Annotated in this window: 23 protein-coding genes; 12 read left to right on the top strand and 11 right to left on the bottom strand. The window is 74.0% G+C overall.

From position 1 onward, the window contains the following. Positions 1–33 precede the first annotated feature (33 nt). Complete coding sequence (locus tag ACQP6G_RS16110) at positions 34–474, top strand: MarR family transcriptional regulator (protein ID WP_429765729.1); 441 nt, start codon at positions 34–36, stop codon at positions 472–474. Between the two features lie 34 nt (positions 475–508). Here ACQP6G_RS16110 and ACQP6G_RS16105 read toward each other — a convergent pair whose 3' ends face one another. Both ACQP6G_RS16105 and ACQP6G_RS16100 read right to left on the bottom strand, forming a co-directional pair. Then, positions 509–2,455: an NHL domain-containing thioredoxin family protein gene (locus tag ACQP6G_RS16105; protein ID WP_429765727.1), complete on the bottom strand. Its 1,947-nt coding sequence runs from the start codon at positions 2,453–2,455 to the stop codon at positions 509–511. 47 nt (positions 2,456–2,502) lie between these two features. After that, positions 2,503–3,696 (bottom strand): FAD-dependent monooxygenase, encoded by a 1,194-nt coding sequence (locus tag ACQP6G_RS16100; protein ID WP_429765725.1) that lies wholly within the window; start codon positions 3,694–3,696, stop codon positions 2,503–2,505. A 103-nt stretch (positions 3,697–3,799) separates the two neighbouring features. On the opposite strand from ACQP6G_RS16100, the gene ACQP6G_RS16095 reads away from it, so the two are divergent. After that, positions 3,800–4,351, top strand: a complete 552-nt coding sequence (locus ACQP6G_RS16095) for a TetR/AcrR family transcriptional regulator (protein ID WP_429765723.1) — start codon at positions 3,800–3,802, stop codon at positions 4,349–4,351. Between the two features lie 3 nt (positions 4,352–4,354). Here ACQP6G_RS16095 and ACQP6G_RS16090 read toward each other — a convergent pair whose 3' ends face one another. Further along, positions 4,355–4,576, bottom strand: coding sequence for a hypothetical protein (locus ACQP6G_RS16090; RefSeq protein WP_429765722.1), 222 nt, complete (start codon positions 4,574–4,576; stop codon positions 4,355–4,357). Between the two features lie 84 nt (positions 4,577–4,660). Further along, complete coding sequence (locus ACQP6G_RS16085) at positions 4,661–4,906, bottom strand: hypothetical protein (RefSeq protein WP_429765720.1); 246 nt, start codon at positions 4,904–4,906, stop codon at positions 4,661–4,663. Positions 4,907–4,988: 82 nt separating this feature from the next. On the opposite strand from ACQP6G_RS16085, the gene ACQP6G_RS16080 reads away from it, so the two are divergent. Both ACQP6G_RS16080 and ACQP6G_RS16075 read left to right on the top strand, forming a co-directional pair. Continuing rightward, positions 4,989–5,723 carry a cation efflux transmembrane domain-containing protein gene (locus ACQP6G_RS16080; protein ID WP_429765718.1) on the top strand — a complete coding sequence of 245 codons (735 nt, stop codon included), beginning with the start codon at positions 4,989–4,991 and terminating at the stop codon, positions 5,721–5,723. Positions 5,724–6,059: 336 nt separating this feature from the next. Next, complete coding sequence (locus ACQP6G_RS16075) at positions 6,060–6,899, top strand: aldo/keto reductase (protein ID WP_429765716.1); 840 nt, start codon at positions 6,060–6,062, stop codon at positions 6,897–6,899. A gap of 62 nt (positions 6,900–6,961) precedes the next feature. Here the strand turns inward: ACQP6G_RS16075 and ACQP6G_RS16070 are convergent, their stop codons facing one another. Both ACQP6G_RS16070 and ACQP6G_RS16065 read right to left on the bottom strand, forming a co-directional pair. Next, positions 6,962–7,807 carry an ABC transporter permease gene (locus ACQP6G_RS16070; protein WP_429765714.1) on the bottom strand — a complete coding sequence of 282 codons (846 nt, stop codon included), beginning with the start codon at positions 7,805–7,807 and terminating at the stop codon, positions 6,962–6,964. Then, entirely contained in the window at positions 7,804–8,766 is a 963-nt protein-coding gene (locus ACQP6G_RS16065) for an ATP-binding cassette domain-containing protein (RefSeq protein WP_429765713.1), read from the bottom strand. The genes ACQP6G_RS16070 and ACQP6G_RS16065 overlap by 4 nt, the downstream gene beginning before the upstream one ends. 109 nt (positions 8,767–8,875) lie before the next feature. Here ACQP6G_RS16065 and ACQP6G_RS16060 point away from each other — a divergent pair, with 109 nt between their 5' ends. Genes ACQP6G_RS16060 through ACQP6G_RS16050 form a run of 3 tightly spaced genes read left to right on the top strand, consistent with a single transcriptional unit; the run spans position 8,876 to position 10,615 of the window. After that, positions 8,876–9,691, top strand: coding sequence for a TetR/AcrR family transcriptional regulator (locus ACQP6G_RS16060; protein ID WP_429765711.1), 816 nt, complete (start codon positions 8,876–8,878; stop codon positions 9,689–9,691). Between the two features lie 34 nt (positions 9,692–9,725). Continuing rightward, on the top strand, positions 9,726–9,998 hold the full coding sequence (locus tag ACQP6G_RS16055; protein ID WP_429765710.1) for an HPr family phosphocarrier protein: 273 nt from the start codon (positions 9,726–9,728) through the stop codon (positions 9,996–9,998). A 59-nt stretch (positions 9,999–10,057) separates the two neighbouring features. Next, a complete protein-coding gene (locus tag ACQP6G_RS16050) occupies positions 10,058–10,615 on the top strand; it encodes a vitamin K epoxide reductase family protein (RefSeq protein WP_429765708.1) in 558 nt (185 codons plus the stop codon). 39 nt (positions 10,616–10,654) lie between these two features. On the opposite strand, the gene ptsP is transcribed toward ACQP6G_RS16050, so the two are convergent. Both ptsP and ACQP6G_RS16040 read right to left on the bottom strand, forming a co-directional pair. Beyond that, positions 10,655–12,337: a phosphoenolpyruvate--protein phosphotransferase gene (ptsP, locus tag ACQP6G_RS16045; protein WP_429765707.1), complete on the bottom strand. Its 1,683-nt coding sequence runs from the start codon at positions 12,335–12,337 to the stop codon at positions 10,655–10,657. Then, positions 12,337–13,689: a PTS transporter subunit EIIC gene (locus ACQP6G_RS16040; RefSeq protein WP_429765706.1), complete on the bottom strand. Its 1,353-nt coding sequence runs from the start codon at positions 13,687–13,689 to the stop codon at positions 12,337–12,339. The genes ptsP and ACQP6G_RS16040 overlap by 1 nt, the downstream gene beginning before the upstream one ends. A gap of 287 nt (positions 13,690–13,976) precedes the next feature. Between ACQP6G_RS16040 and ACQP6G_RS16035 the strand changes: the two genes are divergently transcribed. From ACQP6G_RS16035 to ACQP6G_RS16020, 4 genes are read left to right on the top strand one after another with little or no spacing between them, the layout of a single operon-like run. Further along, positions 13,977–14,798, top strand: coding sequence for a GntR family transcriptional regulator (locus ACQP6G_RS16035; protein WP_429765705.1), 822 nt, complete (start codon positions 13,977–13,979; stop codon positions 14,796–14,798). Continuing rightward, complete coding sequence (locus tag ACQP6G_RS16030; protein ID WP_429765703.1) at positions 14,795–15,046, top strand: PTS sugar transporter subunit IIB; 252 nt, start codon at positions 14,795–14,797, stop codon at positions 15,044–15,046. Before ACQP6G_RS16035 ends, ACQP6G_RS16030 begins: the two co-directional genes overlap by 4 nt. 58 nt (positions 15,047–15,104) lie before the next feature. Continuing rightward, complete coding sequence (locus tag ACQP6G_RS16025) at positions 15,105–15,335, top strand: PTS sugar transporter subunit IIB (protein WP_429735428.1); 231 nt, start codon at positions 15,105–15,107, stop codon at positions 15,333–15,335. Then, positions 15,335–15,796, top strand: coding sequence for a PTS sugar transporter subunit IIA (locus ACQP6G_RS16020; protein ID WP_429765702.1), 462 nt, complete (start codon positions 15,335–15,337; stop codon positions 15,794–15,796). The genes ACQP6G_RS16025 and ACQP6G_RS16020 overlap by 1 nt, the downstream gene beginning before the upstream one ends. Before the next feature lie 107 nt (positions 15,797–15,903). Here the strand turns inward: ACQP6G_RS16020 and ACQP6G_RS16015 are convergent, their stop codons facing one another. After that, the gene (locus ACQP6G_RS16015) at positions 15,904–16,932 is read right to left on the bottom strand and encodes a chymotrypsin family serine protease (RefSeq protein WP_429765701.1); all 1,029 of its coding nucleotides are present in this window, start codon (positions 16,930–16,932) and stop codon (positions 15,904–15,906) included. 72 nt (positions 16,933–17,004) lie between these two features. Between ACQP6G_RS16015 and ACQP6G_RS16010 the strand changes: the two genes are divergently transcribed. Further along, on the top strand, positions 17,005–17,208 hold the full coding sequence (locus ACQP6G_RS16010) for a hypothetical protein (protein WP_429765699.1): 204 nt from the start codon (positions 17,005–17,007) through the stop codon (positions 17,206–17,208). 27 nt (positions 17,209–17,235) lie between these two features. On the opposite strand, the gene ACQP6G_RS16005 is transcribed toward ACQP6G_RS16010, so the two are convergent. Beyond that, positions 17,236–19,443 carry a YhgE/Pip family protein gene (locus tag ACQP6G_RS16005; protein WP_429765697.1) on the bottom strand — a complete coding sequence of 736 codons (2,208 nt, stop codon included), beginning with the start codon at positions 19,441–19,443 and terminating at the stop codon, positions 17,236–17,238. Next, positions 19,440–22,319, bottom strand: a complete 2,880-nt coding sequence (locus ACQP6G_RS16000; RefSeq protein WP_429765695.1) for an MMPL family transporter — start codon at positions 22,317–22,319, stop codon at positions 19,440–19,442. Before ACQP6G_RS16000 ends, ACQP6G_RS16005 begins: the two co-directional genes overlap by 4 nt. Positions 22,320–22,566 lie beyond the last annotated feature (247 nt).

The following is a 22,566-nucleotide window of genomic DNA, read 5'->3' as shown; positions in this document are numbered from 1 at the left end:
GAGATATATCCACCTCGATGTAGGGTCCCTCTCGTGAACGGAGTCGAGCTGTTCCTGCTGGGACGCACCCTCATGAAGATCGGCGAAGAAGCCCTGCCACCGCCCCCGGCCGGGACCGCGGCCCGCGGGGGCAGCGACCGCACGGTGCTCGTCGTGGCCAGCGACATCGCCGACCACCCCGACACCACCGTCAGCGAGATCGTTGCCCGCACCGCACTGCCGCAGAGCCAGGTGTCCTCGGCCGTCGCCCGCCTCAGGGAGGCAGGCTCGATCGAGACCGTCACCGACCCGGGCGACCGACGACGGGCCCTGGTGCGCCAAGCCGCCCAGGCGTCCGAACGGGTGGCCCAGGTCCGCGCCGCCGGGATCGACGAGGCACTCGTCGCCGCGCTCGGACCCGACGACACCCACCGACTGCCTGAGGTCTCGCAGGCGCTCGAGGTGCTCTCGCGGAATTTCCGTCGGGGTCGCTAGCGACCGGCGTACCGGCCGGAGAACGGCGCGCCGGTCAGCCGCGCAGCGGCAGGCTGAGCGAGGCGTCGCCGTCGGGCGTGACGCGCACCGGCACGCCCCAGTCCTGCTGCGCCAGGTGGCAGGCGGGGAAGACGTCGGGGTCGGGCTCGCCGTCCGGGCCGAGGGGGACGACGTCGCACGACGCGGCCTTGGCCGTCACGTGCAGCACGCCGTCGGCGACGTCCGGGTTGAGCACCAGCACGCGATCCAGGTCGACGCCGTCGCCCGCGCCGTCGAGCAGCAGCTCCGGCGGGGTGGCGCTCACCCGCAGCTCGGTGGACGGGCCCCAGCGGTCGTCGAGCTTCTGGCCCGGGGCGGGCACGAACGGCACGTCGAGGCGCAGCTCGCCGGGCGCGACCTCCGTCGCCGGGCGCGCCACGCGGTGCGCGCCGGCGTCGAGCACCTCGCCCGCGACGTCCGCCGGCAGCGCGACCCGTGTCAGCCGGTGCGCGGCGGACTCCACGACGAGCAGGCGGACGCCGTCGTCGGACGTCTCGACCAGCACGTCGCTCGGCTCCGCGAGGCCGGTGGCGAGCGTCGTCACGACGTCCGCCGCCGGGTCGTACCGCCGCAGCGCGCCGTTGTACGTGTCGGCGACGACGACGCTCCCGTCGGGCAGCGTCGCCACGCCCAGCGGGTGCTGCAGCAGCGCCTCGCCCGCAACGCCGTCGCGGTGGCCGAAGTCGAATAGCCCCTGCCCGACGGCGGTCGTCACGGCGACCGACCCGTCGTCGACCGGCGTCACCCGGCGCAGGGCCGACGTCTCGGCGTCCGCCAGCCAGATCGCGTCGGCGGCGCCGGGACCGGTCGCCGGCGCCAGCCCGGAGGGCTGCGCGAACCAGGCGTCGGCGCCGGGGCCGTCCTCCAGGCCCTCGTTCATCGTGCCGGCGAGCAGCGCGACCGTCCCCGCCAGCGGCTCGAACGCCCACAGCGTGTGGTTCCCGGCCATCGCGACGACGAACGCGCCCAGCCGCGGCGACCACGCGACGTCCCACGGCGAGCTGAGGCGCACGGAGGCGGCGGGGTAGGCCGTGGCCGGGTCGAACGCGTCGGTCGACCCGACGACGTTCTCCTGCCCGCCCACCATGAACTGCTCGCCCGTGCCCGCCACCGTCCGCACCCGCCCCGTGGCGAGGTCGACGCCGCGGAGGGCGTGGTTCACCGTGTCCGCGACGAGCACGTCGTAGCCGAGCGCGGGGCGCAGCTCGTCCGGCACCCGGCACAGGCCGTTCGGCTCGCTGAACCGAGCCTCGTCCGGGGCCGCGTCGCCGCGGGAGTCGGCGAGCCCGCGCTCGCCGGAGCCGATGCGCCGCACGAGGGTCTCGCCGTCGGGCCCGAGCTCGGCCAGCGAGTGGTGCCCGGCGTCGGCCACGAGCAGGTTCCCGCCCGGCAGCGCGACCGCCTTCGCCGGGAAGCGCAGCGTGCCCGACGTCGGCTCGGGCGGCACGTACGGCCCGTCGCCGCGGTGCAGGGTGCCCTTCGCGTCGTGCTCGGCGACCAGCTCGTCGACGATCGCCTCGATCGCCGACGCGTGCCCCTCCCCGGCCATCTGCGCCACGACGTACCCCTCCGGGTCGACGACGACGAGCGTCGGCCAGGCGCGGGCGGTGTACGCGCCCCAGGTCACCAGCTCCGGGTCGTCGAGCACCGGGTGGTGCACCTCGTACCGCTCGACGGCGGCGGCCAACGCGTCCGGGTCGGCCTCGTGCGCGAACTTGGGCGAGTGCACGCCCACGATCACCAGCTCGTCGCGGTGCCGCTCCTCCAGCTCGCGCAGCTCGTCCAGCACGTGCAGGCAGTTGATGCAGCAGAAGGTCCAGAAGTCCAGGACCACGACCTTGCCGCGCAGGTCAGAGAGGGCGACGTCGCGGCCGCCGGTGTTGAGCCAGCCGCGGCCGACCAGCTCGGAGGCACGGACGCGGGGCAGTCGGGGGGAGCTCACCGATCCATTCTGCGGGATCGTCGGGTCCACCGTGCCCGGCGTCGCGCTCAGGCGGCGTCGGGCAGCTCGACGGCGTTCGCCGCCCTGCGGATGGGCGCCGTCATCGCGGCCATCATCCGGTCCTTGCCGGGCAGCCTGTCCATGACCCGCAGCATCGCGAGCGAGGCGCGCACCTGCCCGCGGGTGCCCACCACCATCCGCGTGATGTTCGCGGGGCCGAGCGCCTGGTTCGCCGCCACGAACGGGCGCATCCGGCGCTCGTAGTCGGCAAACGCCGCCGCCGGGTCGTCGTGCACGTCGAGGGCGGCGGCCAGCACGTACGCGCCGACGAGCGCCAGGCTCGTGCCCTGGCCGGACGCCGCCGACGCGCAGTGCGCGGCGTCGCCGAGCAGCACCGTGCGACCGGTCGACCACCGCTCGGCGCGCACCTGGCTGAGGGAGTCGAACAGCAGGTCGGGCGAGGCGGGCACGTCGGCCAGCAGGCCGGGCACCTCCCACCCCTCGCCGGCGTACGCGTCGGCGAGCAGCCGCTCGCGCCCCTCGCGCCCGAGGTCGCGGTGGCCGAGCGGCGCCGACGACCACAGGAACATCGCCCGCGCGCCCTCCTCCCGCGCCGTGGCATAGACCAGCGCGGTGCGGCCGGGCCCCACGTACGTGACCTCCTCGCGGTCGAGGCCCAGCCGGTTGGGGACGGTCGCTACGGCCACGTAGTACCCGAGGTCGACGACGTGCCGCTCGTCCGGCCCGAGCACCAGGTTCCGCGTCCGGGAGCGGAGCCCGTCGGCCCCGACGACGACGTCGTAGCGCCCCGTGCGACCCGAGGCGAGCTCGACCTCCACGCCCTCGCCGGTGTCCACCAGGGACCGGATCGAGTCGTCGTAGACGTGCTCGGCGTCGGCGGCCCCCTCCCGCAGGAGGCGGTGGAGGTCACCGCGCAGCAGCTCGACGTCGTCGTGCACGCGCCCGCCGAAGGTGTCGCCGTCCATGCTGGCGGCCCGGCGCCCGCGGGCGTCGACGACCGTGCCCGCACGGACCTCCGTGCGCAGCCCCCGCGCCTCCTCGAGCAGGCCCATGCGGTCCAGCACCTGGAGCGCGGCGCCCCGCACGTCGACCTTGTAGCCGCCGGCGCGGGGCAGGGACGCCTGCTCGACGACGGTCACGACGTCGCCGCGGGCGGCGAGCCGGTGCGCGAGGGTGAGGCCGGCGACGCCGCCGCCGGAGACGAGGACGGAGCGGTTCATGGGAGCTCTCCTGACCGGGAGGAAGGTGGCGCGCACCACGCTAGACCCGATTGAGACGATCGTGCAAGACGTTCGTTTCAGACGTTCGAGCTAGCATGGGCCCATGCGCACCACCGACAACAGGGCCGCGCTCCTCGCCGCCGCCCGGACCTGCCTCCGCGACAAGGGGTACGCCCGCACGTCGGCACGCGACGTCGCCACCACGGCAGGCGTGAGCCTCGCGGCGATCGGGTACCACTTCGGGAGCAAGGAGGCGCTGCTCGACGCGGCCCTCGTCGACGCGCTGCGCGACTGGGGCGACGTGCTGGAGTCCATCGGCGCCGAGGACCTCGGGGCAGCCCCGGGCGAGCGGTTCCGCGCGGTGTGGGAGCGCGTCATGACGTCGGTCGCCGACGACCGGGCGCTGTGGGCGGTGCAGCTCGAGCTCGTCGCGGCCGCCGCGCGCGACCCGGAGCGGGCCGCCGCCGTCTCCGCCGACAACGCACACGCCCGCACCGCGCTGGCCGAGCTTTTCGGCGTCCCCGACGCGCGGGGCGCGCTCGTGCAGATGCTGCTGCTGGGGGCGGTGTCGCGGGTGCTCCTCGACCCCGACGACACCGTCGGGGCGGATGAGCTGCTGGAGCAGATGGCCGCGCTGGCGGCGCTGGCCGCCTGAGCGTCAGAACGCGGTGACCGCGCCGACCACCGTCACCTGCACGGGGACGCCGTCCACCTGGGGCGGCACGTCCTTGCGCGCGCTGAGGGAGACGACGTTCACCTGCAGCACCCAGTCCGTCTCGTCGCCGCGCTGGGCGAGCCCGACGCCGCGCACCCCCTCGACGCTCTCGAGCGCCTCACGCAGGGCGGGCTTGGCGGCGCGCGCCTCGTCGATCGTGACCATGGAACACCTCCGACCCCTCCATTGTGCGCCACCCGCCGACAGGACCACAGCCCGGGCGTCGCGACCTGCGCCCCGGCGGGGCTCCTACCGCACGGTCGGCCCCTCGACCGTCACGGGACCCTGGGCCGACCGGCGCTGGATGCGCAGGTCGAGGGTGCTCCTCGACGTCGGGGCGACCGAGATCTGCGCCTCGTCCTCGCCGTCGGCGATCGCGCGCACGTGCAGGTGACCGTCCTTGAGACGCATCGCGAACTGGTTCGTCCCCGCGACGAACCGCACCTCGCGGTCGTCGTCGATCACCGTGGGGGGCAGCGGAAGGCTCTTCGACATGGGTACAGCATGCCTGCCGCGCGGCGCCGGGACGCCTCAGGCCCCTGGCCGACGGTACAGGCATCCGTGTACGGTCGGGTCCGTGACCACCCTCCCGCTCCGCCCCGTCCCGCACGCCCGGCGCGCGCTGCTCGAGCGCCGGGTGCGCTGGATCGTCGCCGCGACGATCGCGTACAACGTCGTCGAGGCGGTCGTGGCCATCGCGGCGGGACGAGCGGCGTCGTCGGCGGCCCTGGTCGGCTTCGGCCTGGACTCCGTGGTCGAGGTGCTGTCCGCGGCCGCGGTCGCGTGGCAGTTCGCCGCGCCGGACCCGCACCGCCGCGAGCGCGTCGCGCTGCGACTCATCGCGGTGTCGTTCTTCGGGCTGGCGGTGTTCGTCACCGTCGACGCCGCCCGCACGCTGCTCGGCGCGGCCGAGCCGGACCACTCCCCCGTCGGCATCGTGCTCGCCGCGGTCAGCCTCGCGATCATGCCGTTCCTGTCGTGGGCCGAGCGGCGCACGGGCCGCGAGCTCGGCTCGGCGTCCGCCGTCGCCGACTCGAAGCAGACGCTGATCTGCACCTACCTGTCGGCGGTGCTGCTGGTCGGGCTCGTCCTCAACGCGACGCTCGGCTGGTCGTGGGCCGACCCGCTCGCGGCGCTCGTCATCGCCGGGTTCGCGGTGCGCGAGGGCGTCGAGGCCTGGCGCGGCGACGCCTGCTGCACCCCCGTCGGCGCGCTCCTCGCGTCGGACGACGACGGGTGCGACTCCTGCGGGGACGGGTGCGACGACGGCTGCTGCGCACCGGACGACGGCGGGGCGGCCGGTCCGCGCTGACCACGCGGCGGCGCCGTCGCCGCCGGCCACCCCGCCGGGTCGCGCAGCGCCGCGACGACGCCTCCAGCCTGCTCCCGGAACCGCGCCGACGGCGACCCCGGGCGCCATGGGATCGATCACGCAGCGCCGTCAGCACCCGCGAGGTAGTACGGGGAACCGCGAGGTAGTACGAGGAACCGCGAGGTAGTACGGGGCACCGCGAGGTAGTCGCCGCGGTACTACCTCGCGGGATGTCGTACTACCTCGGCGCGACCCGTACTACCTCGGCGCGGTGGGACAACGCTGGCGGACGGGACGGCCGCGCGACGCTACGCCGTCCGGGACAAGATGGGTGACATGAGCACCGAGATCCCGTCCCTGTCCCTGAACAACGGCACGTCGATCCCGCAGCTCGGCTACGGCGTCTTCAAGGTCCCGCCGGAGGAGACGCGCGAGCTGGTGCTGACCGCCCTCGAGGCGGGCTACCGGCACATCGACACCGCGCAGATGTACCGCAACGAACGCGGGGTCGGCGAGGCCATCGCCGCGGCCGGGCTGCCTCGCGACGAGCTCTTCGTCACCACCAAGCTGAACAACGCGTTCCACGAGCACGACGCCGCCCTGGAGGCCTTCGACCGCTCCCTCGAGGAGCTCGGCCTCGACCACGTCGACCTGTTCCTCATCCACTGGCCGCTGCCCGCGGTCGGCCGGTTCGTCGAGGCGTGGGGCGCCCTGGAGGAGCTGTACCGCTCCGGCCGGGCCCGCGCGATCGGCACGTCGAACTTCCAGCCGCACCACCTGCGCCGCGTGCTGGCCGAGGGCACCGTGGTGCCCGCCGTCAACCAGGTGGAGATCCACCCGTGGTTCGGCAACGAGGAGGTCCGCGCGTTCGACGCGGAGCACGGCATCGTCACCGAGGCCTGGTCCCCGCTCGGCCGCGGCCGGGTGCTGGAGGACCCGACGCTCGCCCGCATCGCCGCCGAGCACGGGCGCACCCCCGCCCAGGTGGTGCTGCGGTGGCACGTGCAGCGCGGCGACGTCGTCTTCCCCAAGTCCGCGACGCCGTCGCGCATCCGCGAGAACCTGGAGATCTTCGACTTCGAGCTCTCCGGCGACGACATGGCCGCCATCACCGGCCTCGACCGCGGCGAGCGCATCGGCTCGCACCCGGACGAGATGAACAACACCGGCCGCTGACCCGATCGGTGGTCGAGCCTGTCGAGACCCGGGTCTCGACAGGCTCGACCACCGTGACGCGCTCAGACGGCCTTGCGTGTCGCCCGGATGCCGACGACGAGGCCGACGGCGCACGTGGCGGCCGCGGCGACCGCGCCCCACAGGACGGCGGGGTCGGCGAACGTGCCGCCGAACAGCGCGCGCTCGGCGTCGACCATGTAGGTGAGCGGGTTGAACTTCGCCGCCGTCTGCATCCACGACGGGCCCGCCTCGAGCGGCAGCATCATCCCGGACAGGATGAGCAGCGGGAACAGCAGCGACTGCTGCACGCCCCAGAACAGCCACTCGCGGTTCTTCGACGCGAGGGCCAGGGCGTGCGACAGCGCCCCGATCCCGACGCCGAAGACGCCGAGCAGCACCAGGCCTGCGAGCGCGGGCAGCACGTGGAACGTGAACCCGAACGGGATGCAGACCGCGGCGATGATGAGCCCCTGCACCAGCAGCGGTGCGAACTCCTTGAGCGCGCGGCCCACGAGGATCGCCGAGCGGTCCAGCGGCGTCGCGAGCACCCGCTCGTAGGAGCCGGTCATGATCTCGTACAGCAGGTTCGAGCCGGTCATCGAGGTGCCGAACAGCGAGATCATGACGATCACGCCGGGTACGAACCACTGCAGGGTGTCCGCGGTGCTCGCTCCCCCGCCCCCGAAGCCGCCGCCGAACGTGCCGGTGAGCAGCGGCCCGAAGAGGCCCAGGAAGATCAGCGGCTGCAGCAGCGAGAAGATCAGCGTGAACGGGTCGCGCAGCACCAGCAGGATCTCGCGGGTGAACACCGCCCCGGTGTCCGTGACGAACTTGCCCGGCCCGGTGCGCGTGACGATCCGCGGCGCCTCGTGCTGCGCCGTCGTCGTGGTGGTGGTCTGCTCGGTCATGCTGCTGCCTCCTCGCGCAGGCTCCGGCCGGTGAGGTTGAGGAACACGTCGTCGAGGCTCGCCTGGCGGGCGCTCGCCGACGTCGTGGCGATGCCGGCCACCCGCAGCGCCTCGATGACGACGGGCAGCGTCTCGGCCCCCTGCGCCGTGCCGACCCGCACCTGCAGCCCGGCGTCGTGCGCCGTGAGCTCGACGTCGCCCAGGCCGTCGGGCAGCGCGGACCGGACCGCCGCGCCGTCGTCGGTCGCGACGACGACGCTGAGGGTGTCGTCGGCGTACCGGCGCTTGAGGGCGTCGGGCGCGGCGTCCGCGATGATCTCGCCGTGGTCGATGACGACGACGCGCTCGGCCATGCTGTCGGCCTCGTCGAGGTAGTGCGTGGTGAGCACGACCGTCATCCCGTACCGCTCGCGCATCGCCGTGATGTGCCCCCAGAGGTTGGCCCGCGAGTGCGGGTCGAGACCGGTGGTGGGCTCGTCGAGGAACAGCAACGGCGGGTGGTTCATCAGCCCGAGCGCGACGTCGAGCCGGCGGCGCTGGCCGCCCGACAGCGACTGCACGGAACGCTTCTCGAGGCCGCCCAGCTCGAGCGCCGCCATGAGGTCGGCGGCCCGCTCCTGGTAGACCTCGGGCGGCAGCCCGTAGAAGCGGCCCTGGTTGTGGAGCTCGTCGACGACCTTGTAGCTGAAGCCGCCACCGTTGCCCTGCCCGATGAACCCCAGCCGGGCGCGGACCTGCGCCGGGCTCTTGACGACGTCGTAGCCGGCGACGGTCGCCTCCCCCGCCGTCGGCTCCAGCAGCGACGTCAGCATCCGCAACGTCGTGGACTTGCCGGCCCCGTTGGGCCCGAGGAAGGCGACGAGCTCGCCCTCCGCGACGTCGACGTCGATCCCCTTGACCGCCTCGACGCTCTCTTTGCGACGGCTGAACGTCTTGGTCAGCCCTCGTGCTCGGATCATGGCGATTCCCTCTCTCGTACGCTGTACTGGAACTAGTCTGGACGCTAGCCCGGGGGTCCGACAAGACCCGTGGGCGGACCGCACGACAGGGATGGGAGGATGACGAGCCATGTCGAGCACTTCGCCGTCGAGCACCTCGCCGCAGCCGCCGGACGACGGCGTCCCCCGCCCGCCCGAGGTCGTGCGGCGGCTGGCCCTCCTGTGGGACCCGCCGCAGCCGTCGGGCCGCGGCCGCCGGGCCCGGCTGACCCTCGACGACGTGATCGGCGCGGGCACCGCGATCGCCGACGCCGAGGGGCTCGAGGGGCTGTCGATGCGGAAGGTCGCGGGGCGGCTCGGCGTCGGCGCGATGTCGCTCTACACGTACGTGCCGGGGCGCACGGAGCTGCTGGACCTCATGATCGACCGCGCGTTCGCCGAGCTCGCGCTGCCGCCCGCCACGGCGACGTGGCGCGACGGCCTGGCGGCGTACGCCCGCGCGCACTGGGAGCTGTTCCAGCGCCACCCGTGGATCCTGCAGACCAACATGTGGCGCCTGCCGCTCACCCCGTCCGTCCTCGACGCGCAGGAGTGCGGGCTGCGCACCCTCGTGGACACCGGGCTGGCGGAGCGCCAGGTGGTGGAGATCGTCGGGCTCCTCGACGCGTTCGTGCGCGGGCTGGCACGCTCCACCGTCGCGGAGTCCGCGGAGAAGGACGCCTCCGGCCAGAGCAACGATGAGTACTGGACGTCGATGAGCAGCTTCTGGGTGGACCACTTCGACCCGCAGCGCTACCCCACCATGTTGCGGATCTGGGACGCGGGCGGCTTCGACGCCGAGGCCACGCCGTTCGAGGCGTCGCTGGAGCGGCTGCTGGACTCCGTGGGCATGGCGATCGACCGGGCCCGCGCGACTTCCCAACCCGGCGACTCGTCCCTACGATGAACTGGTCCAGACCACCTCTCGTTCGGAGGACACCGTGGAACGCACCGTCGTCGTCGCCATCACCGAGGGCCTGCACGCCCGCCCGGCCGCGCTCTTCGCGCAGAAGGCCGGCCAGCAGCCCGTGCCGGTGAAGATCGCCAAGACCGCCGGCGGCGACGCCGTGGACGCCGCGAGCATCCTCGGGATCATGACCCTCGGCGCCTCGGTGGGCGACGAGGTGGTGCTGCGCACCGAGACCGACGGCGACGAGGCCACCACCGCGCTCGACGCGCTCGTCGAGTTCCTGTCGCAGGAAGCGGTGGCCTGACGGACCGGCCCGCCCGGCCGAGCGGGTTCTTCCACTCGGCCGGCTGGCTGTTCGGCGAGATGCTCGTCGGGGCGCTCGTCGGGCTGGTCGCGGCCTTCGTGCTGTCGGTCGACGCCGTCGAGCTGGCGGCGAACCCTGACGCCGCGCTGGCGTGCGACATCAACGCGGTCATCTCGTGCGGCACGGTCGGCACGTCGTGGCAGGCCAGCCTGTTCGGCTTCCCCAACGCGTTCCTCGGGCTCGTCGCCGAGTCCGTGGTCATCACCGTGGCCGTGGCCGGCCTGGCCGGGGTGCGGTTCCCGCGCTGGTTCATGACGGCCGCCCAGACCGTCTACCTGCTCGGCTTCCTCTTCGCGTACTGGCTGCTCTGGCAGTCGATGTTCGTCATCGGCGCGCTGTGCCCGTGGTGCCTGACGATCACCGTCTCCACGACGCTCGTGTTCGCGTCGATGCTGCACTGGAACATCCTCGAGGACAACCTCTTCTGGCCCGCCCGGCTGCAATCGTGGGCGATGTCGCTGGTGCGGTCCGGCGCGTTCGGCATCCTCACCGCCGCCTGGTTCCTGCTGCTCGCCGCCGCCGTGCTGCTCAAGTACGGCACGGCGCTCTTCGCCTGACGCCGAGACAGAGAGGTCAGACCCTCTCTGTCTCGGCGCTCAGAGACCCAGGGCCTCCAGGACGTCGGCCAGCTCGCGCCGGACGGCGGTGCGCGCGGCGTCGGCGTCGGGCTGCTCCAGCGCGACGCGCGCGAGGTCGCGGCACCGCGCGAACGTGACCTCGGCCAGCACGGCGGCGACGTCCGCGAGCGCCCGCGGCGTCATGGAGAGCGACGTCACGCCGAGGCCCACGAGCACGGGGGCCAGGACGGCGTCGGCCGCCGCCTCCCCGCACACGCCGACCGGCCGGCCGTGCGCGTGCGCGCCCTCGCAGGTGGCGCGCACCAGCTCGAGCACCGCGGGCTGCCACGACGTGGACAGCGCGGCGAGGTCGCCGAGCATCCGGTCGGCGGCCATCGCGTACTGCGTGAGGTCGTTGGTGCCGATGCTGCCGAAGGTGGCGTGCTCGAAGACCCACCGCGACCGCAGCGCGGCGGCGGGGACCTCGATCATCGCGCCGGCCCGCCGCAGCCCGTGCTGCTCGCAGGCGGCGACGAACGACCGCGCCTCGTCGGTGGTGGCGACCATCGGCGCCATCACCCACACGTCGGCGGACTCCGCCTCCGCGGCGGCGGCGATCGCCTGCAGCTGCCGGTCCAGCACCTCCGGGTGCGCGACGGCGGTGCGCAGGCCGCGGACGCCGAGCGCCGGGTTGGGCTCGTCGTCGGCGGTGACGAAGGGCAGCGGCTTGTCCGCCCCCGCGTCGAGGGTGCGCACCACGACCTTGCGGCCGGCGAACGCGGACAGCACGCCGCGGTAGGCGGCGACCTGCTCCTCGACCGTCGGCTCGACGTCGCGCCCCAGGAAGCAGAACTCGGTGCGGAACAGCCCCACGCCCTCGGCGTGCGCGGCGACGGCGGCCTGCGCCGCCTGCGGGTCGGCCACGTTGGCGAGCAGCTCCACCCGGTGCCCGTCGGCCGTGCGGCCGTGGCCGTCGAACTCCCGCTCGACGCGCACGGCGTCCCGCGCGGCCTCGACCTCGGCGTCCGACGGGTCCCGCAGCACGGTGCCGGCGCCGCCGTCGACGACGACGGTCTCGCCGTCGGCGAGGGCGTCGGCCCCGCGGGCGGCCACGACGGCGGGGATGCCGAGCGCGCGCGCCAGGATCGCCGTGTGCGAGGTGGGGCCGCCGCCGCTGGTGACGATGGCGACGACCGCCTCCGGGTCGAGCGTCGCCGTGTCGGCGGGGGCCAGGTCCTCGGCGACCAGCACGAACGGGTGCCCCGGCGAGGGGACGCCCGGAGGCCGCACCCCGGTGAGCTCGGCGACGATGCGGTCGCGCACGTCGCGCACGTCGCGGGCCCGCTCGCTCAGCGGCGGGCCGAGCGGCTCGAGCTGGGCGGCGAGGGCGTTCGCGGCGTCCCACACGGCCCGCTCGGGGGTCGCGGCGGACTCGCGCACGCGCCGTTCGGCGTCGGACGCGAGCGTGGGGTCGGCCGCCATCGCGGCCGTCACGGCGAGCACGTCCGCCGCGGTCCCCGTGGCCTGCGCCGCCTGGGCGGCGAGGCGGTCCCGGACGGCCGACGTCGCGGCGCCCAGTCGGGACACCGCGTCGTCGGCACCGGCAGCGTCGGACGTGTCGAGGGTCGCCTCCGAGGGCTCCGGGACGGGGGCCGGCATCGTCACGACGACGCCGGCCGCCCGCCCGGGGCTCACCGGGGCACCGGTGAGGGTGGTGCTCATCAGACCGCGTCCTTGCCCTTCGCGGGACCGTCGCCGCCGGCCGGAGAAGCGTCGGCGCCGATCGCGACGGCCTCCTTCTGGTCGCTCACGGCCTGGTCGCCGACGACGGCCGCAGCCGCCTCGGGGTCGTCCTCGCGGCCCGGGGTCTTGAGGTTCCACCTCGTGATGACGAACCGGAACAGGAAGTAGTAGATGACCGCGTAGCCGAGCCCGATCGGGATGAGCAGCAGCGGCATCTCGGCGATGCGGAAGTTCAGCAGGTAGTCGATCACGCCCGCGGAGAAGCCGAACCCGTCGCGGATGCCGACCGCGTTGACCAGCGCCATCGAGGTGCCGGTGAGCACGGCGTGGATCGCGTACAGCGGGTAGGCGACATAGACGAACGCGAACTCGAGCGGCTCGGTCACACCGGTGACGAACGCGACCAGCGCCGCGGAGCCCATGACGCCCGCGATGACCTTGCGGTTCTTCGGCTTCGCGGTGTGCACGATGGCGAGGGCCGCGGCGGGCAGGGCGAACATCATGATCGGGAAGAAGCCGGTCATGAACGTGCCGGCCGTGGGGTCGCCGGCGAGGAAGCGGAAGATGTCGCCGTGCGCGACGTTGCCGGCGCTGTCGGTGTACGAGCCGAACTGGTACCACGGCAGCGAGTTGAGCAGGTGGTGCAGGCCGATCGGCACGAGCAGACGGTTGAGCGTGCCGTACACGAACGCGCCGATCACGGTGGAGCCGGTGACGAAGCCGCCGATCTGGTCGTTGAACAGCCAGTCGAAGGCCGGGTAGATGAGCGAGAAGACCACGCCGATGATGACTGCGGCTCCGGCCGTGACGATCGGCACGAACCGCCGACCGCCGAAGAATGCCAGGTACGCCGGCAGCTTGATCCGGTAGTACTTCTGGTACAGCAGCGCGGCGGTGAGACCGATGACGATGCCGCCGAGGACGCCGTAGTTGATGAGCTCCTGCTCCTCCCCCTCGGCGGGCAGGCCCAGGACCGTGGGCGACAGGGCGTCGGTGACGCCCTTGAAGACCAGGTAGCCGATGAGCGCGGCGAGGCCGGTCGAGCCGTCCGCCTTGCGGGCGTAGCCGATGGCGACGCCGAGGGCGAAGATCATCGCCAGGTTGCTGAAGAGCGCGTTGCCGGCGGCCCCGAGGACGTCGGCGACGGGCTGCATCCACGGGAGCGTGCCGGCCACGCCGTCTGCGCCCAGCATGTCGGGCTGGCCGAGGCGCAGCAGCAGCGCGGCGGCGGGCAGCGAGGCGATGGGCAGCATCAGCGAACGGCCGACGCGCTGCAGCTGCGCCAGGCCGGGGAATCCCCGCTTCTGCTTGGTCTCTGCGACCGTGGTCATGGTTCTCCTCCGATGGATGGCCCGGGGGCGGGCGTGTCCTGCAGGCCGTGCCTGCATCGTCCGGCGGCAGTGTCGCGACGTCGGGGCGTCATTGCCGGTGATCCACACGCTGCCACCGGCAGGTTGTCTGGACCACTTGCAGGAAGAGTGGTCTAGACCTCATGATGTGTCAACCCCGCGCTCCGCCGGGGAGACAGCGCACCGGTGACGGCCGAACCCCGATACTGGTCCCGATGTCGCACAGCACGCAGATCGATGCCGATCACAGGGCAGGACAGGACACGAGGATGGTCAGGGACGGCGCTCGCCCCGGCGAGCACAAGTACGTCGCGGTGCGCGCGTACCTCGCCGACCTGGTCACGACCGAGCTCGCCGTCGGCGACGCGATCCCGTCCGAGCGCAGCCTCACCGAGAAGTTCGGCGTCTCGCGGATGACGGTGCGCCAGGCCATCGACGCGCTCGTCACGGAGGGCGTGCTCGAGCGCGCGCAGGGCCGCGGCACGTTCGTCGCGCCGCCCCGCGCCGACTTCGAGATGCGCCTGACCACGTTCGGCGAGGAGGCCCGGCGCCGCGGCCTCACGCCCGGCGCCACGGTGCTGCGGTGCGAGCAGCTGCCCGCGCCCGCCGTCGTCGCCGAGGCGCTGGACCGCGAGACCGGCACCCCGGTGCACCACGTGGTGCGGCTGCGCACCGCCGACGGCAACCCGATGAGCGTCGAGGAGTCCTGGATCCCGGTCGACCTCGCCCCCGACCTGCTCGACGACGGCGTGCCCGACAGCCTCTACGCCGCGCTGCGCGAGCGCGACCTCGACCCCACGTGGGGCGAGGAGGTCATCACCGCCGCCGACGCCACCCCCGAGGAGCTGGAGGCCCTGCAGATGCAGGGCTCCCGCGCCGTCATGCGCACCGCCCGACGCACCTTCGGCGGCGACGCCGCCGTGATGTACTCCCGCGCCTGCTACCGCGGCGACCGGTACAGCGTCTTCGTACCGCTGCGCGAGGCACGGCCCACGCTCGTCCCCCGCGCCCGGCCCTCCGACGGCGACGCCGGCCGCCCCGTCCAGCCTTCCGCACCCCCCGGACGCATCCCCGAAGGGAGCCCCCGATGAGCACGCCCGACCCCGACGCGCAGCTCGCCGCCTCGATCCTCGCCGGACTCGGCGGGGTGGAGAACATCGAGGAGATCGACCCGTGCACCACCCGGCTGCGGTCCCTCGTCAAGGACCCGGCGCTCGTCGACGCCGCGCTGCTCAAGCGCGCCGGCGCCTTCGGCGTGATGATCAACGGGCGGGTCGTGCAGGTCGTCGTCGGCCCCCGCGTCGACACGATCGCGTCCGACCTCGCCGAGCTCATGTGAGCCAGGCCCCGCACCCACCGACCCCCGGAATCTCCACCCGGACCCACCAAGGAGCATCATGAGCAAGGCACAGCAGATCCTCGACGCGCTCGGCGGCGACGACAACATCATCGACCTCGAGCCGTGCATCACCCGGCTCCGCGTCGAGGTCGAGGACCCCGCCAAGGTGATCGACGCCGACCTCACGAAGGCGGGCGCCATCGCGGTCGTGCGCTCCGGCGTCGCCATCCAGGTCATCGTCGGCCCCGAGGCCGACACCCTCGCCTCCGACATCGAGGACCTCCGCTGATGACGGCGCTGACCGTTCTCGCGCCCGTCACCGGCACGGTCGTCGACGTGTCCGAGGTGGACGACCCGGTGTTCGCCGCCGGCCTCGTCGGCCCCGGCCTCGCGATCGAGCCCGACGGCGTCCGCGGGGGCGAGGCGGTCGCGCCCATCGCCGGGACGATCGTCAAGCTGCACCCGCACGCGTTCGTCGTCCAGCACGACGACGGCCGTGCCGTGCTGGTGCACCTCGGCATCGACACCGTCAAGCTCGGCGGCGAGGGCTTCACCACCCACGCCTCCGAGGGCGACGTCGTGCAGCGCGGCACCGTGCTGGTCACCTGGGACCCGGCGGCGGTGCGCGCGGGCGGCAGGTCCGCCGTCTGCCCCGTCGTCGCGCTCGAGGCCACGCCCGACGCCGTCGACCGCCTCGCGCAGGTCGGCACGATGGTCGAGCACGGCGAGGACCTGCTCACCTGGGGCTGAGAACTGCCGAGATAGAGAAGGCTGATTCGCGAGATAGAGAGGCTCGGACGAGGCCGCAACCCGTTGCGGCCTCGTCCGAGCCTCTCTATCTCGCGAATCAGCCTTCTCTATCTCGGCGCGAGGGTGACGCCCAGGGCCTCGAGGACGGCGTCGACGGGGTTGCAGTACGTCAGCCCCGTGCCGTCGGCGCCGCCCGTCTCGGAGCCGGCGAACAGCAGGCCGAGCGCGACGCCGTCCTCGCGGTAGACCAGCGACCCGGAGTCGCCGCCGCGCGAGAACGCGCCGCCGGTGCCCTCCACCTCGATCTGGTTGTCGAAGGAGAGCGCACCGAGCTCGTCCCCGTACCCGACGACGACGTCGTCCATCTCGATGGCCGTGACCCGGCCCTGCGTGTGCGCCGTGGTGCGCCCGATCTTCGCGACCACCTCGCCGCCCGCCGCCACGGCCGTGGTGGTCACCGCGCCCACCGGGTAGGTCGGGTCGATCTCGATCCCCTCGTCCAGGAGGGCGAGGGCCGCGTCCACCGTGGCCGGCTCGCCGGGCGTCAGCGGCACCACCTGCGCGAGGGTGCCGACCCGGTCCCCGGGCGCGCGACCGCCGTCGGCCGGGCCCGGCTGCACGACCACGTCGCCGACCTGCGCGGACGGCGACCCCGCGAGCACGTGGAAGTTGGACAGCACGTAGCGCGCGCCCTCCTCGCCGGCCTTGACCACGAACGCGCCGAGCGTGCCCGCGGTGACGTCCACGTGCGCGATCGAGACCCCGGGCCGCAGGGGCCGCACCCTGTCCGTCTCCCCGAGGGCGCGCGCCGTGGCGACGGGCGGGCGGACCTGCGCGGCGAGCGTCCGGATGCGTCCGGTACGCCGGACGTCGACGGCGTCGCCCGCCTCGGCGGCCAGCCTGCGCACGAACGACCGTGCCGTCGGGACCCCGAGCCGGTAGCGCACCGCGATGCCGAAGCCCCCGTCGCCGTGGGGCGCGAGGCCCAGCGACAGGGTGGGCGCGCGCACCACGTCCGCCGGGGTCGCGTCGTCGCCGACCGCGTACGGGCTGGCGGGCACGCCGTGCCGTTCGGCCAGGTCACGGGCGAAGTCGCTGAGCTGTGCCTTGGTCTCGCGCGCCTGGGTGAGGTCCATGCGGCGAGTCTGGTGCAGACCTGTGACACACCTCGATGTCACAAACCGGCGAGTCGGACATCTCTCCCCGACGTGAGACCCGCACCAACCCTGCTCGCGCCCGACTTCGACGACGTCCGACGCGCCCTCGCCTGGGCGCTGGACCACGACCTCCACGCGCTCCTCGAGCACCGCCAGGTCGCCCACCTCGGCATGGCCGCCCGGCGGCGCGCCGACGCCCTCCTCGTGCTGCGCTGGCAGCGCGCCGCAGCCCGCTGCCCGGGGCTGCCGGGCTGACGCCCCCGGGCGGTCCTGCGCGGCCGGTCAGGCGCGCAGCAGGCGCCCGACGCCGAGCCGTCGACCCCGGGCGGTGACGAGCGCCGCCAGCGCAAGACCGCCCAGCCCCCACAGCACCAGCAGGGTCACGCTCATCCCGAGGCCGCCGGCCGCGGGCACCACCACCGCCGTCAGGGCGTCGCGCGCGGCCCCGATCGGCAGCGCGTCGACGAGTCCCTGCAGCGCGGCGGGCACGGTCGCGACGATGCCCGTCGCGATGAGCAGGACGGCGATCAGCAGGCTGATGCCGCGCCCCAGGTTGCCGAGCCAGCCGAGGAAGCCCTGGTGCACGGCGACGAACGCCACCGACGCGACCGCCCCCACGAGGATCGACCCGACCCATCCCCCCGCGTCGAGCTTCTCGACCGCCGCGAGGATCACGCCGATCAGCGCGCCCGTCCCGGCGCCGACCGCGGCCGGCAGCCAGAACGCCGACAGCGCGAGACGCACCGAGTCGCGCGTGGAGCCCAGGGCCCGCGCCATGACCGGCGGGAACACCGTCATGAGGGCGAGCGCACCCAGCCACAGCGCCACGACAGCGAACAGCGGGCCCGACGCCCCGGTGCTGATGCCCGACGCCGACGGCGCCGCCACCGGCTCCGCGACCACCGACGAGAGCGTCTTGCGCTCGTCGTCCGTGTACGTCGGGATCTGGTTCTTCGCGTCGTCGAGGCCGGAGGCCAGGTCGTCCGCGCCCGACGCGAGCTGGCCCACGCCGCCCGCCAGGTCGCCGGCGCCGGAGGCGATGCCCTCGGTGCCGGTCGCGAGCCGGCCCACCCCCGAGGACAGGTCCGACGCCCCCGACGCCACGCCGGACGCTCCGGTCGCGAGCTGGCCCACACCCGAGGAGAGCTCACCGGCTCCGGACGCCACACCGTCCGCGCCATCCGCGACCTGCGACGCCCCGCCCTGGAGCTGGCGCAGACCCTCGGCGAGATCACGGTTGCCGTCCGCGATGCCCGCCACGCCGGTGGCGACACCCTCCGCGCCGGTGGCGAGCTTGTCGGTCTGGGTCGCGAGCGCGTCGAGCTGCTCGCGCGCGGAGACGACGCCGTCGACCGTGTCCTGCACCGCCGACGAGTTCGTCTGCAGCTCGGTCAGCACGTCGTTCAGCGCCTTGCAGGCCTCCGAGGACGGATTGACGTCGCAGCCGAGAGCGGCGCCCGCGGCCGCGGCGAACTCCTCCGAACGAGCCTGGGCGTCGGCCAGCGACTTCTTGATCGCGGCCACGTCGGGCACGTCCTCGTTGATCTCGGCGACGCCGTCGGCGAGCTGGCGGTTCCCCTCCGCGACCTGGGTCGCTCCAGCCGCGAGGTCGTCGCCGCCCTTCGCAAGGTCGTCGGCGCCGCCCGCGCTCTCACCGATTCCCCGGGCGATGCCTCGGGAGCCCTCGGCGACCTGTCCTGCACCGCCGGCAAGGTCCGACGCCCCGGAGGCCGCGCTGGACGCGCCGTCAGCGAGCTGGCCCGCGCCGTCGGCGAGCTGGCCCGCGCCGTCGGCGGCCTCGTCCGCGCCGTCGGCGAGCTGGCCCGCGCCGTCCGCCAGCTGGTCGGCGCCGTCCTGCGTCTGGCCCGCGCCGTCGGCGAGCTGCACGGCGCCGTCCTGCGCCTGGCCGATGCCGTCGGAGAGGTCGTTGAAGCCGACGAGCACGTTGTCGACGTACGTCTCGGTGAGCGTGCTCGACATGACGGACGTCGCGGTGGCGGCGACCACGCGGGCGAGCGCGTCGTCGGCCACGCGGCCGCCGGGCGGGGTGCTGACGTCGATGGTGGCCTGGCGCGCCTCGGACGGGTCGTCGTTGCCGTACGACGTGGCGGCCGCGGAGAAGTCCTCCGGGATGGTCACGACGGCGGCAAAGGTGCCGTTCGCGAGGCCGTCGGCCGCCGACTCCTCGTCGGTGATCGTCCAGTCGAAGTTCGTCGCGTCCTCGGCAGGCTGCGCGGCCTTCGCGCCCTCGGCGGTCTCGCCGCCGCTGACCAGGCCGGACGCGAGCTGGCGGCCCAGCGGCACGGTCTGCCCCTGGACCTCGACCGGCTCGTCGAGGTTGACGATGGCGGCCGGCACCTGGTCGAGCCGGTCCTGCGGGTTCCACAGCGCGGCGAGCAGCAGCCCGAGCACCATGATCGGCAGCAGCGCGACGGCGGCGATCCGCCAGGGGTCGCGGCGCGCCCGGGTGGCGATGGTCGGGGCGGTCATGCCCGCACCTCCTGCACGTGGGTGTCCTCGTCGATCTCGTCGGTGGCCGCGGGGTCGGGTCCCGCGGGCACGGGGGTGTGCTCGTCGTCGGGCGCGGGGGGCGGCACGTCCGCCCCGGTGAGCGCGCTCGGCGCGCCCCAGCCGGCGCCGACGTCGAGCACGGCGACCTCGCGGCCGGTGCCGTCGTCGAGCAGGTCGGTCGCGGCGACGCCGCTGGCACCCAGCAGCACCGCCGTCCCGCCGCGCTGCGCCCGGGCGAGCGCGGCGGCGAGCGCCTCGCGGGCCGAGCGGTCGGCGACGGCGTCGGTGCGGTCCACGACCACGACCCGGGCGCCGTCGCGCACCGCGGCGTCGACCGTCGCGGCGGGGCGGCCGTGCTCCGCGAAGGCGTCGACGACGGCGACGCGGCCGCGCACCGTCATCGCGCGCTCGGGCAGCACCAGGCCGGTGACCTTCACGGCGCCCGCGTCGGGCGCCATCCGCCCGGCGAGGGCGAGCAGCAGCGCGGACACGGGGGCCGCCGCGTCGCCGTGCACGCACAGGGCGCCGCCCTCGGGGACGCGCACGCTGACAGGGCCGACCACCGGGGCCGGCGAGCCGTCGGGCCCCGCGACCTCGAGGTCGCGCGCGGCGACGGCGTCCGTCGCGTCCGGCTCGGGCCACGACGCGAGCCGCAGCTCCTTCGTGAGGCCCTCGCCCTCGACGTCGAACGTGGGCAGGATGCGGTCGAGCCAGCGCGGCATGTGCCAGGCCCGGTCGCCCAGGAGATGGAGCACGGCGGGCACGAGCGTCATGCGCACGACGAACGCGTCCACGAGCACACCGACGGCGAGGCCGAGAGCGATGGGTTTGAGGGTCATGTCGCCCTCGGGCACGAACGCGACGAAGACGGCGAACATGATGACCGCCGCGGCCGTGACCACCTTGGCCGAGCCGAGGAAGCCCGAGCGCACCGCGCGGCGGGCGTCGCCGCCGTGCACGTAGTCCTCCCGGATGCGGGACACGAGGAAGACCTCGTAGTCCATCGCCAGGCCGAACAGCACGCCCATGAGGATGATCGGCATGAAGCTGATGACGGGGCCCAGCTTGGTGACGTTGAGGGCGTCCGCCAGGACGCCGTTCTCGAACACGAGGGTCACCACGCCGAAGGCCGCGCCGACGGACAGCAGGTAGCCGAGCGAGGCCTTGATCGGCACCCAGATCGAGCGGAACACCATCGTCAGCAGCACGAGCGACAGGCCCACGACGACGAGGCCGAACGGCAGCAGCGCGGCACCGAGCTTGTCGGAGACGTCGATGCCGACCGCGGCGAAGCCGGTGACGGACAGGTCGACGCCGTACTTCTCCAGGTAGTGGTCGTGCTGGTCGCGGATCTCGTTGACGAGGTCCTTGGTCTCCTGCGACGTCGGGCCCCCCTCGGGGATCACCTGGATGATGCCGGTGTCGGCGGACGGGTTCGGCGTGGACAGCGGGACGTCGGCGACGCCGGGCAGGTCGGCGATCTCGTCGCCGAGGTCGTCCATGAGGGCCACGGGGTCGTTGCTGGTGACGATCGAGCCCGTGACGATCAGCGGGCCGTTGAAGCCCTCGCCGAACTCCTCACCCACCAGGTCGTAGGTGACGCGGGCGCTGTTGTCCTCCGGCAGGGTGCCGGCGTCCGGCAGCGCGAGGCGGAGGTTCGTGGCCGGCCAGGCGAGGGCGGCGATGGCGCCCACGACGAGCACGATCGTGAGGACCGGGAAGCGGGTGGCGCCCCGCACCCAGCCGTCGAAGAACCGGTTGCGGTGGACGCCGTCGGCCGGCGCGGCGGCCCGCTTGGCCCTCCCCTTCGCCTTGCGGGCGGCGCGCGGGGCGCGCGGCCGCAGCCGCTCCCCCGAGAACGACAGCAGCGCGGGCAGCAGCGTGAGCGAGACGAGGACGGCGATGCCGACCGCCACGGCGGCGGCGATGCCCATCACGGTGAGGAACGGGATGCCCGCGACCCCGAGGCCCACGAGGGCGATCATCACCGTGAGGCCCGCGAAGATCACGGCCGAGCCCGCCGTCGCGGTGGCGCGCGCGATCGACTCGTCCACCTCGAGCCCGGCCGCGAGCTGCTCGCGGTGCCGGGACACGATGAACAGCGCGTAGTCGATGCCCACCGCGAGGCCGAGCATGAGGCCCAGCATCGGCGTCGTGGAGTTGATCGGGCCGAACACGGTGGCCGTGAGCAGCAGGAGCATCGACACGCCCACGCCCATGAGCGCGTTGACCAGCGGCAGGCCCGCCGCGACGAACGAGCCGAGCGTGATGATGAGGACCACGAGCGCGACGACGACGCCGATCGCCTCGATGATGCTCAGGGCCGGGAACTCGACGCTGAACAGCTCGCCGCCCAGGCTGGCCTGGGACCCGGCCGGGAGTGCGGCGGCGAGGTCGTCGCTCGCGGTGCGCAGCGCGTCCTTGGTGTCCTCGGTGATGACGGACTGGTCGCCGTCGAGCTGGATCGTCAGCAACGTGGCCGTGTCGTCGTCGTTGACCGACGCTGCCATCTGGTCGTCGTACGGGGAGGTGACGGCTGCCACCTGGTCGAGCTCGCCGAGGTCGTCGACCGTGTCCTCGATGGGCCCGCGCATCGCGTCGTCGTCGATCGTGGAGCCCTCGGGCGCGACGACGATGATCTGCGCGGACGACCCGCTGACCTGCGGGAACGTGGCGGACAGGCTGTCGAGCGCGTCCTGCGACTCGGTGCCCGGGATGGTCACGGAGTTGTCGAAGCCCTGGTAGAGCAGGCCGGCCGCGCCGCCGACGACGGCGAGCACCAGCACCCAGCCGATGACGACGAGCCGCCGGGCCCGGGCGGCCCAACGGCCGAGGGAGTACAGGACGGAGGACACAGGCTCTCCCAGGACGACGGAGCAGGGGTTCGATACGGCACTGTATCCGATGCACGAACGTATCCGATACGCCGCTGTATTGGCTAGAGTGGGCCCGGCCGGGCGCGGCGCCCGCACCGGGCCGGTACCGGCAGCATCCCGAGGAGGACCCCCTGACCACCGAGAGCGCGACCCCCGACGAGGCTACGGTCGCCCCCGGGCGCTCGCCCCGGCGCGAGCGCACCCGCGAGCGTCTGCTCGACGCCGC

This window comes from Isoptericola nanjingensis, from assembly GCF_050311635.1.
Lineage (GTDB): Bacteria > Actinomycetota > Actinomycetes > Actinomycetales > Cellulomonadaceae > Isoptericola > Isoptericola nanjingensis.
The sequence above is the reverse complement of the archived record's forward strand: the minus strand, read 5'-3'. Positions and strand labels throughout refer to the sequence as shown.

Coding starts and splice junctions, on each gene's coding strand:
- ACQP6G_RS16070 (WP_429765714.1), bottom strand. CDS start 7,807: ATGACCGAGCAGACCACCACCACGACGACGGCGCAGCACGAGGCGCCG.
- ACQP6G_RS16040 (WP_429765706.1), bottom strand. CDS start 13,689: ATGACCACGGTCGCAGAGACCAAGCAGAAGCGGGGATTCCCCGGCCTG.
- ACQP6G_RS16050 (WP_429765708.1), top strand. CDS start 10,058: ATGCTCGTCGGGGCGCTCGTCGGGCTGGTCGCGGCCTTCGTGCTGTCG.
- ACQP6G_RS16035 (WP_429765705.1), top strand. CDS start 13,977: ATGGTCAGGGACGGCGCTCGCCCCGGCGAGCACAAGTACGTCGCGGTG.
- ACQP6G_RS16030 (WP_429765703.1), top strand. CDS start 14,795: ATGAGCACGCCCGACCCCGACGCGCAGCTCGCCGCCTCGATCCTCGCC.
- ACQP6G_RS16075 (WP_429765716.1), top strand. CDS start 6,060: ATGAGCACCGAGATCCCGTCCCTGTCCCTGAACAACGGCACGTCGATC.
- ACQP6G_RS16015 (WP_429765701.1), bottom strand. CDS start 16,932: ATGGACCTCACCCAGGCGCGCGAGACCAAGGCACAGCTCAGCGACTTC.
- ACQP6G_RS16025 (WP_429735428.1), top strand. CDS start 15,105: ATGAGCAAGGCACAGCAGATCCTCGACGCGCTCGGCGGCGACGACAAC.
- ACQP6G_RS16090 (WP_429765722.1), bottom strand. CDS start 4,576: ATGGTCACGATCGACGAGGCGCGCGCCGCCAAGCCCGCCCTGCGTGAG.
- ptsP (WP_429765707.1), bottom strand. CDS start 12,337: ATGAGCACCACCCTCACCGGTGCCCCGGTGAGCCCCGGGCGGGCGGCC.
- ACQP6G_RS16005 (WP_429765697.1), bottom strand. CDS start 19,443: ATGACCGCCCCGACCATCGCCACCCGGGCGCGCCGCGACCCCTGGCGG.
- ACQP6G_RS16095 (WP_429765723.1), top strand. CDS start 3,800: ATGCGCACCACCGACAACAGGGCCGCGCTCCTCGCCGCCGCCCGGACC.
- ACQP6G_RS16085 (WP_429765720.1), bottom strand. CDS start 4,906: ATGTCGAAGAGCCTTCCGCTGCCCCCCACGGTGATCGACGACGACCGC.
- ACQP6G_RS16020 (WP_429765702.1), top strand. CDS start 15,335: ATGACGGCGCTGACCGTTCTCGCGCCCGTCACCGGCACGGTCGTCGAC.
- ACQP6G_RS16060 (WP_429765711.1), top strand. CDS start 8,876: ATGTCGAGCACTTCGCCGTCGAGCACCTCGCCGCAGCCGCCGGACGAC.
- ACQP6G_RS16100 (WP_429765725.1), bottom strand. CDS start 3,696: ATGAACCGCTCCGTCCTCGTCTCCGGCGGCGGCGTCGCCGGCCTCACC.
- ACQP6G_RS16065 (WP_429765713.1), bottom strand. CDS start 8,766: ATGATCCGAGCACGAGGGCTGACCAAGACGTTCAGCCGTCGCAAAGAG.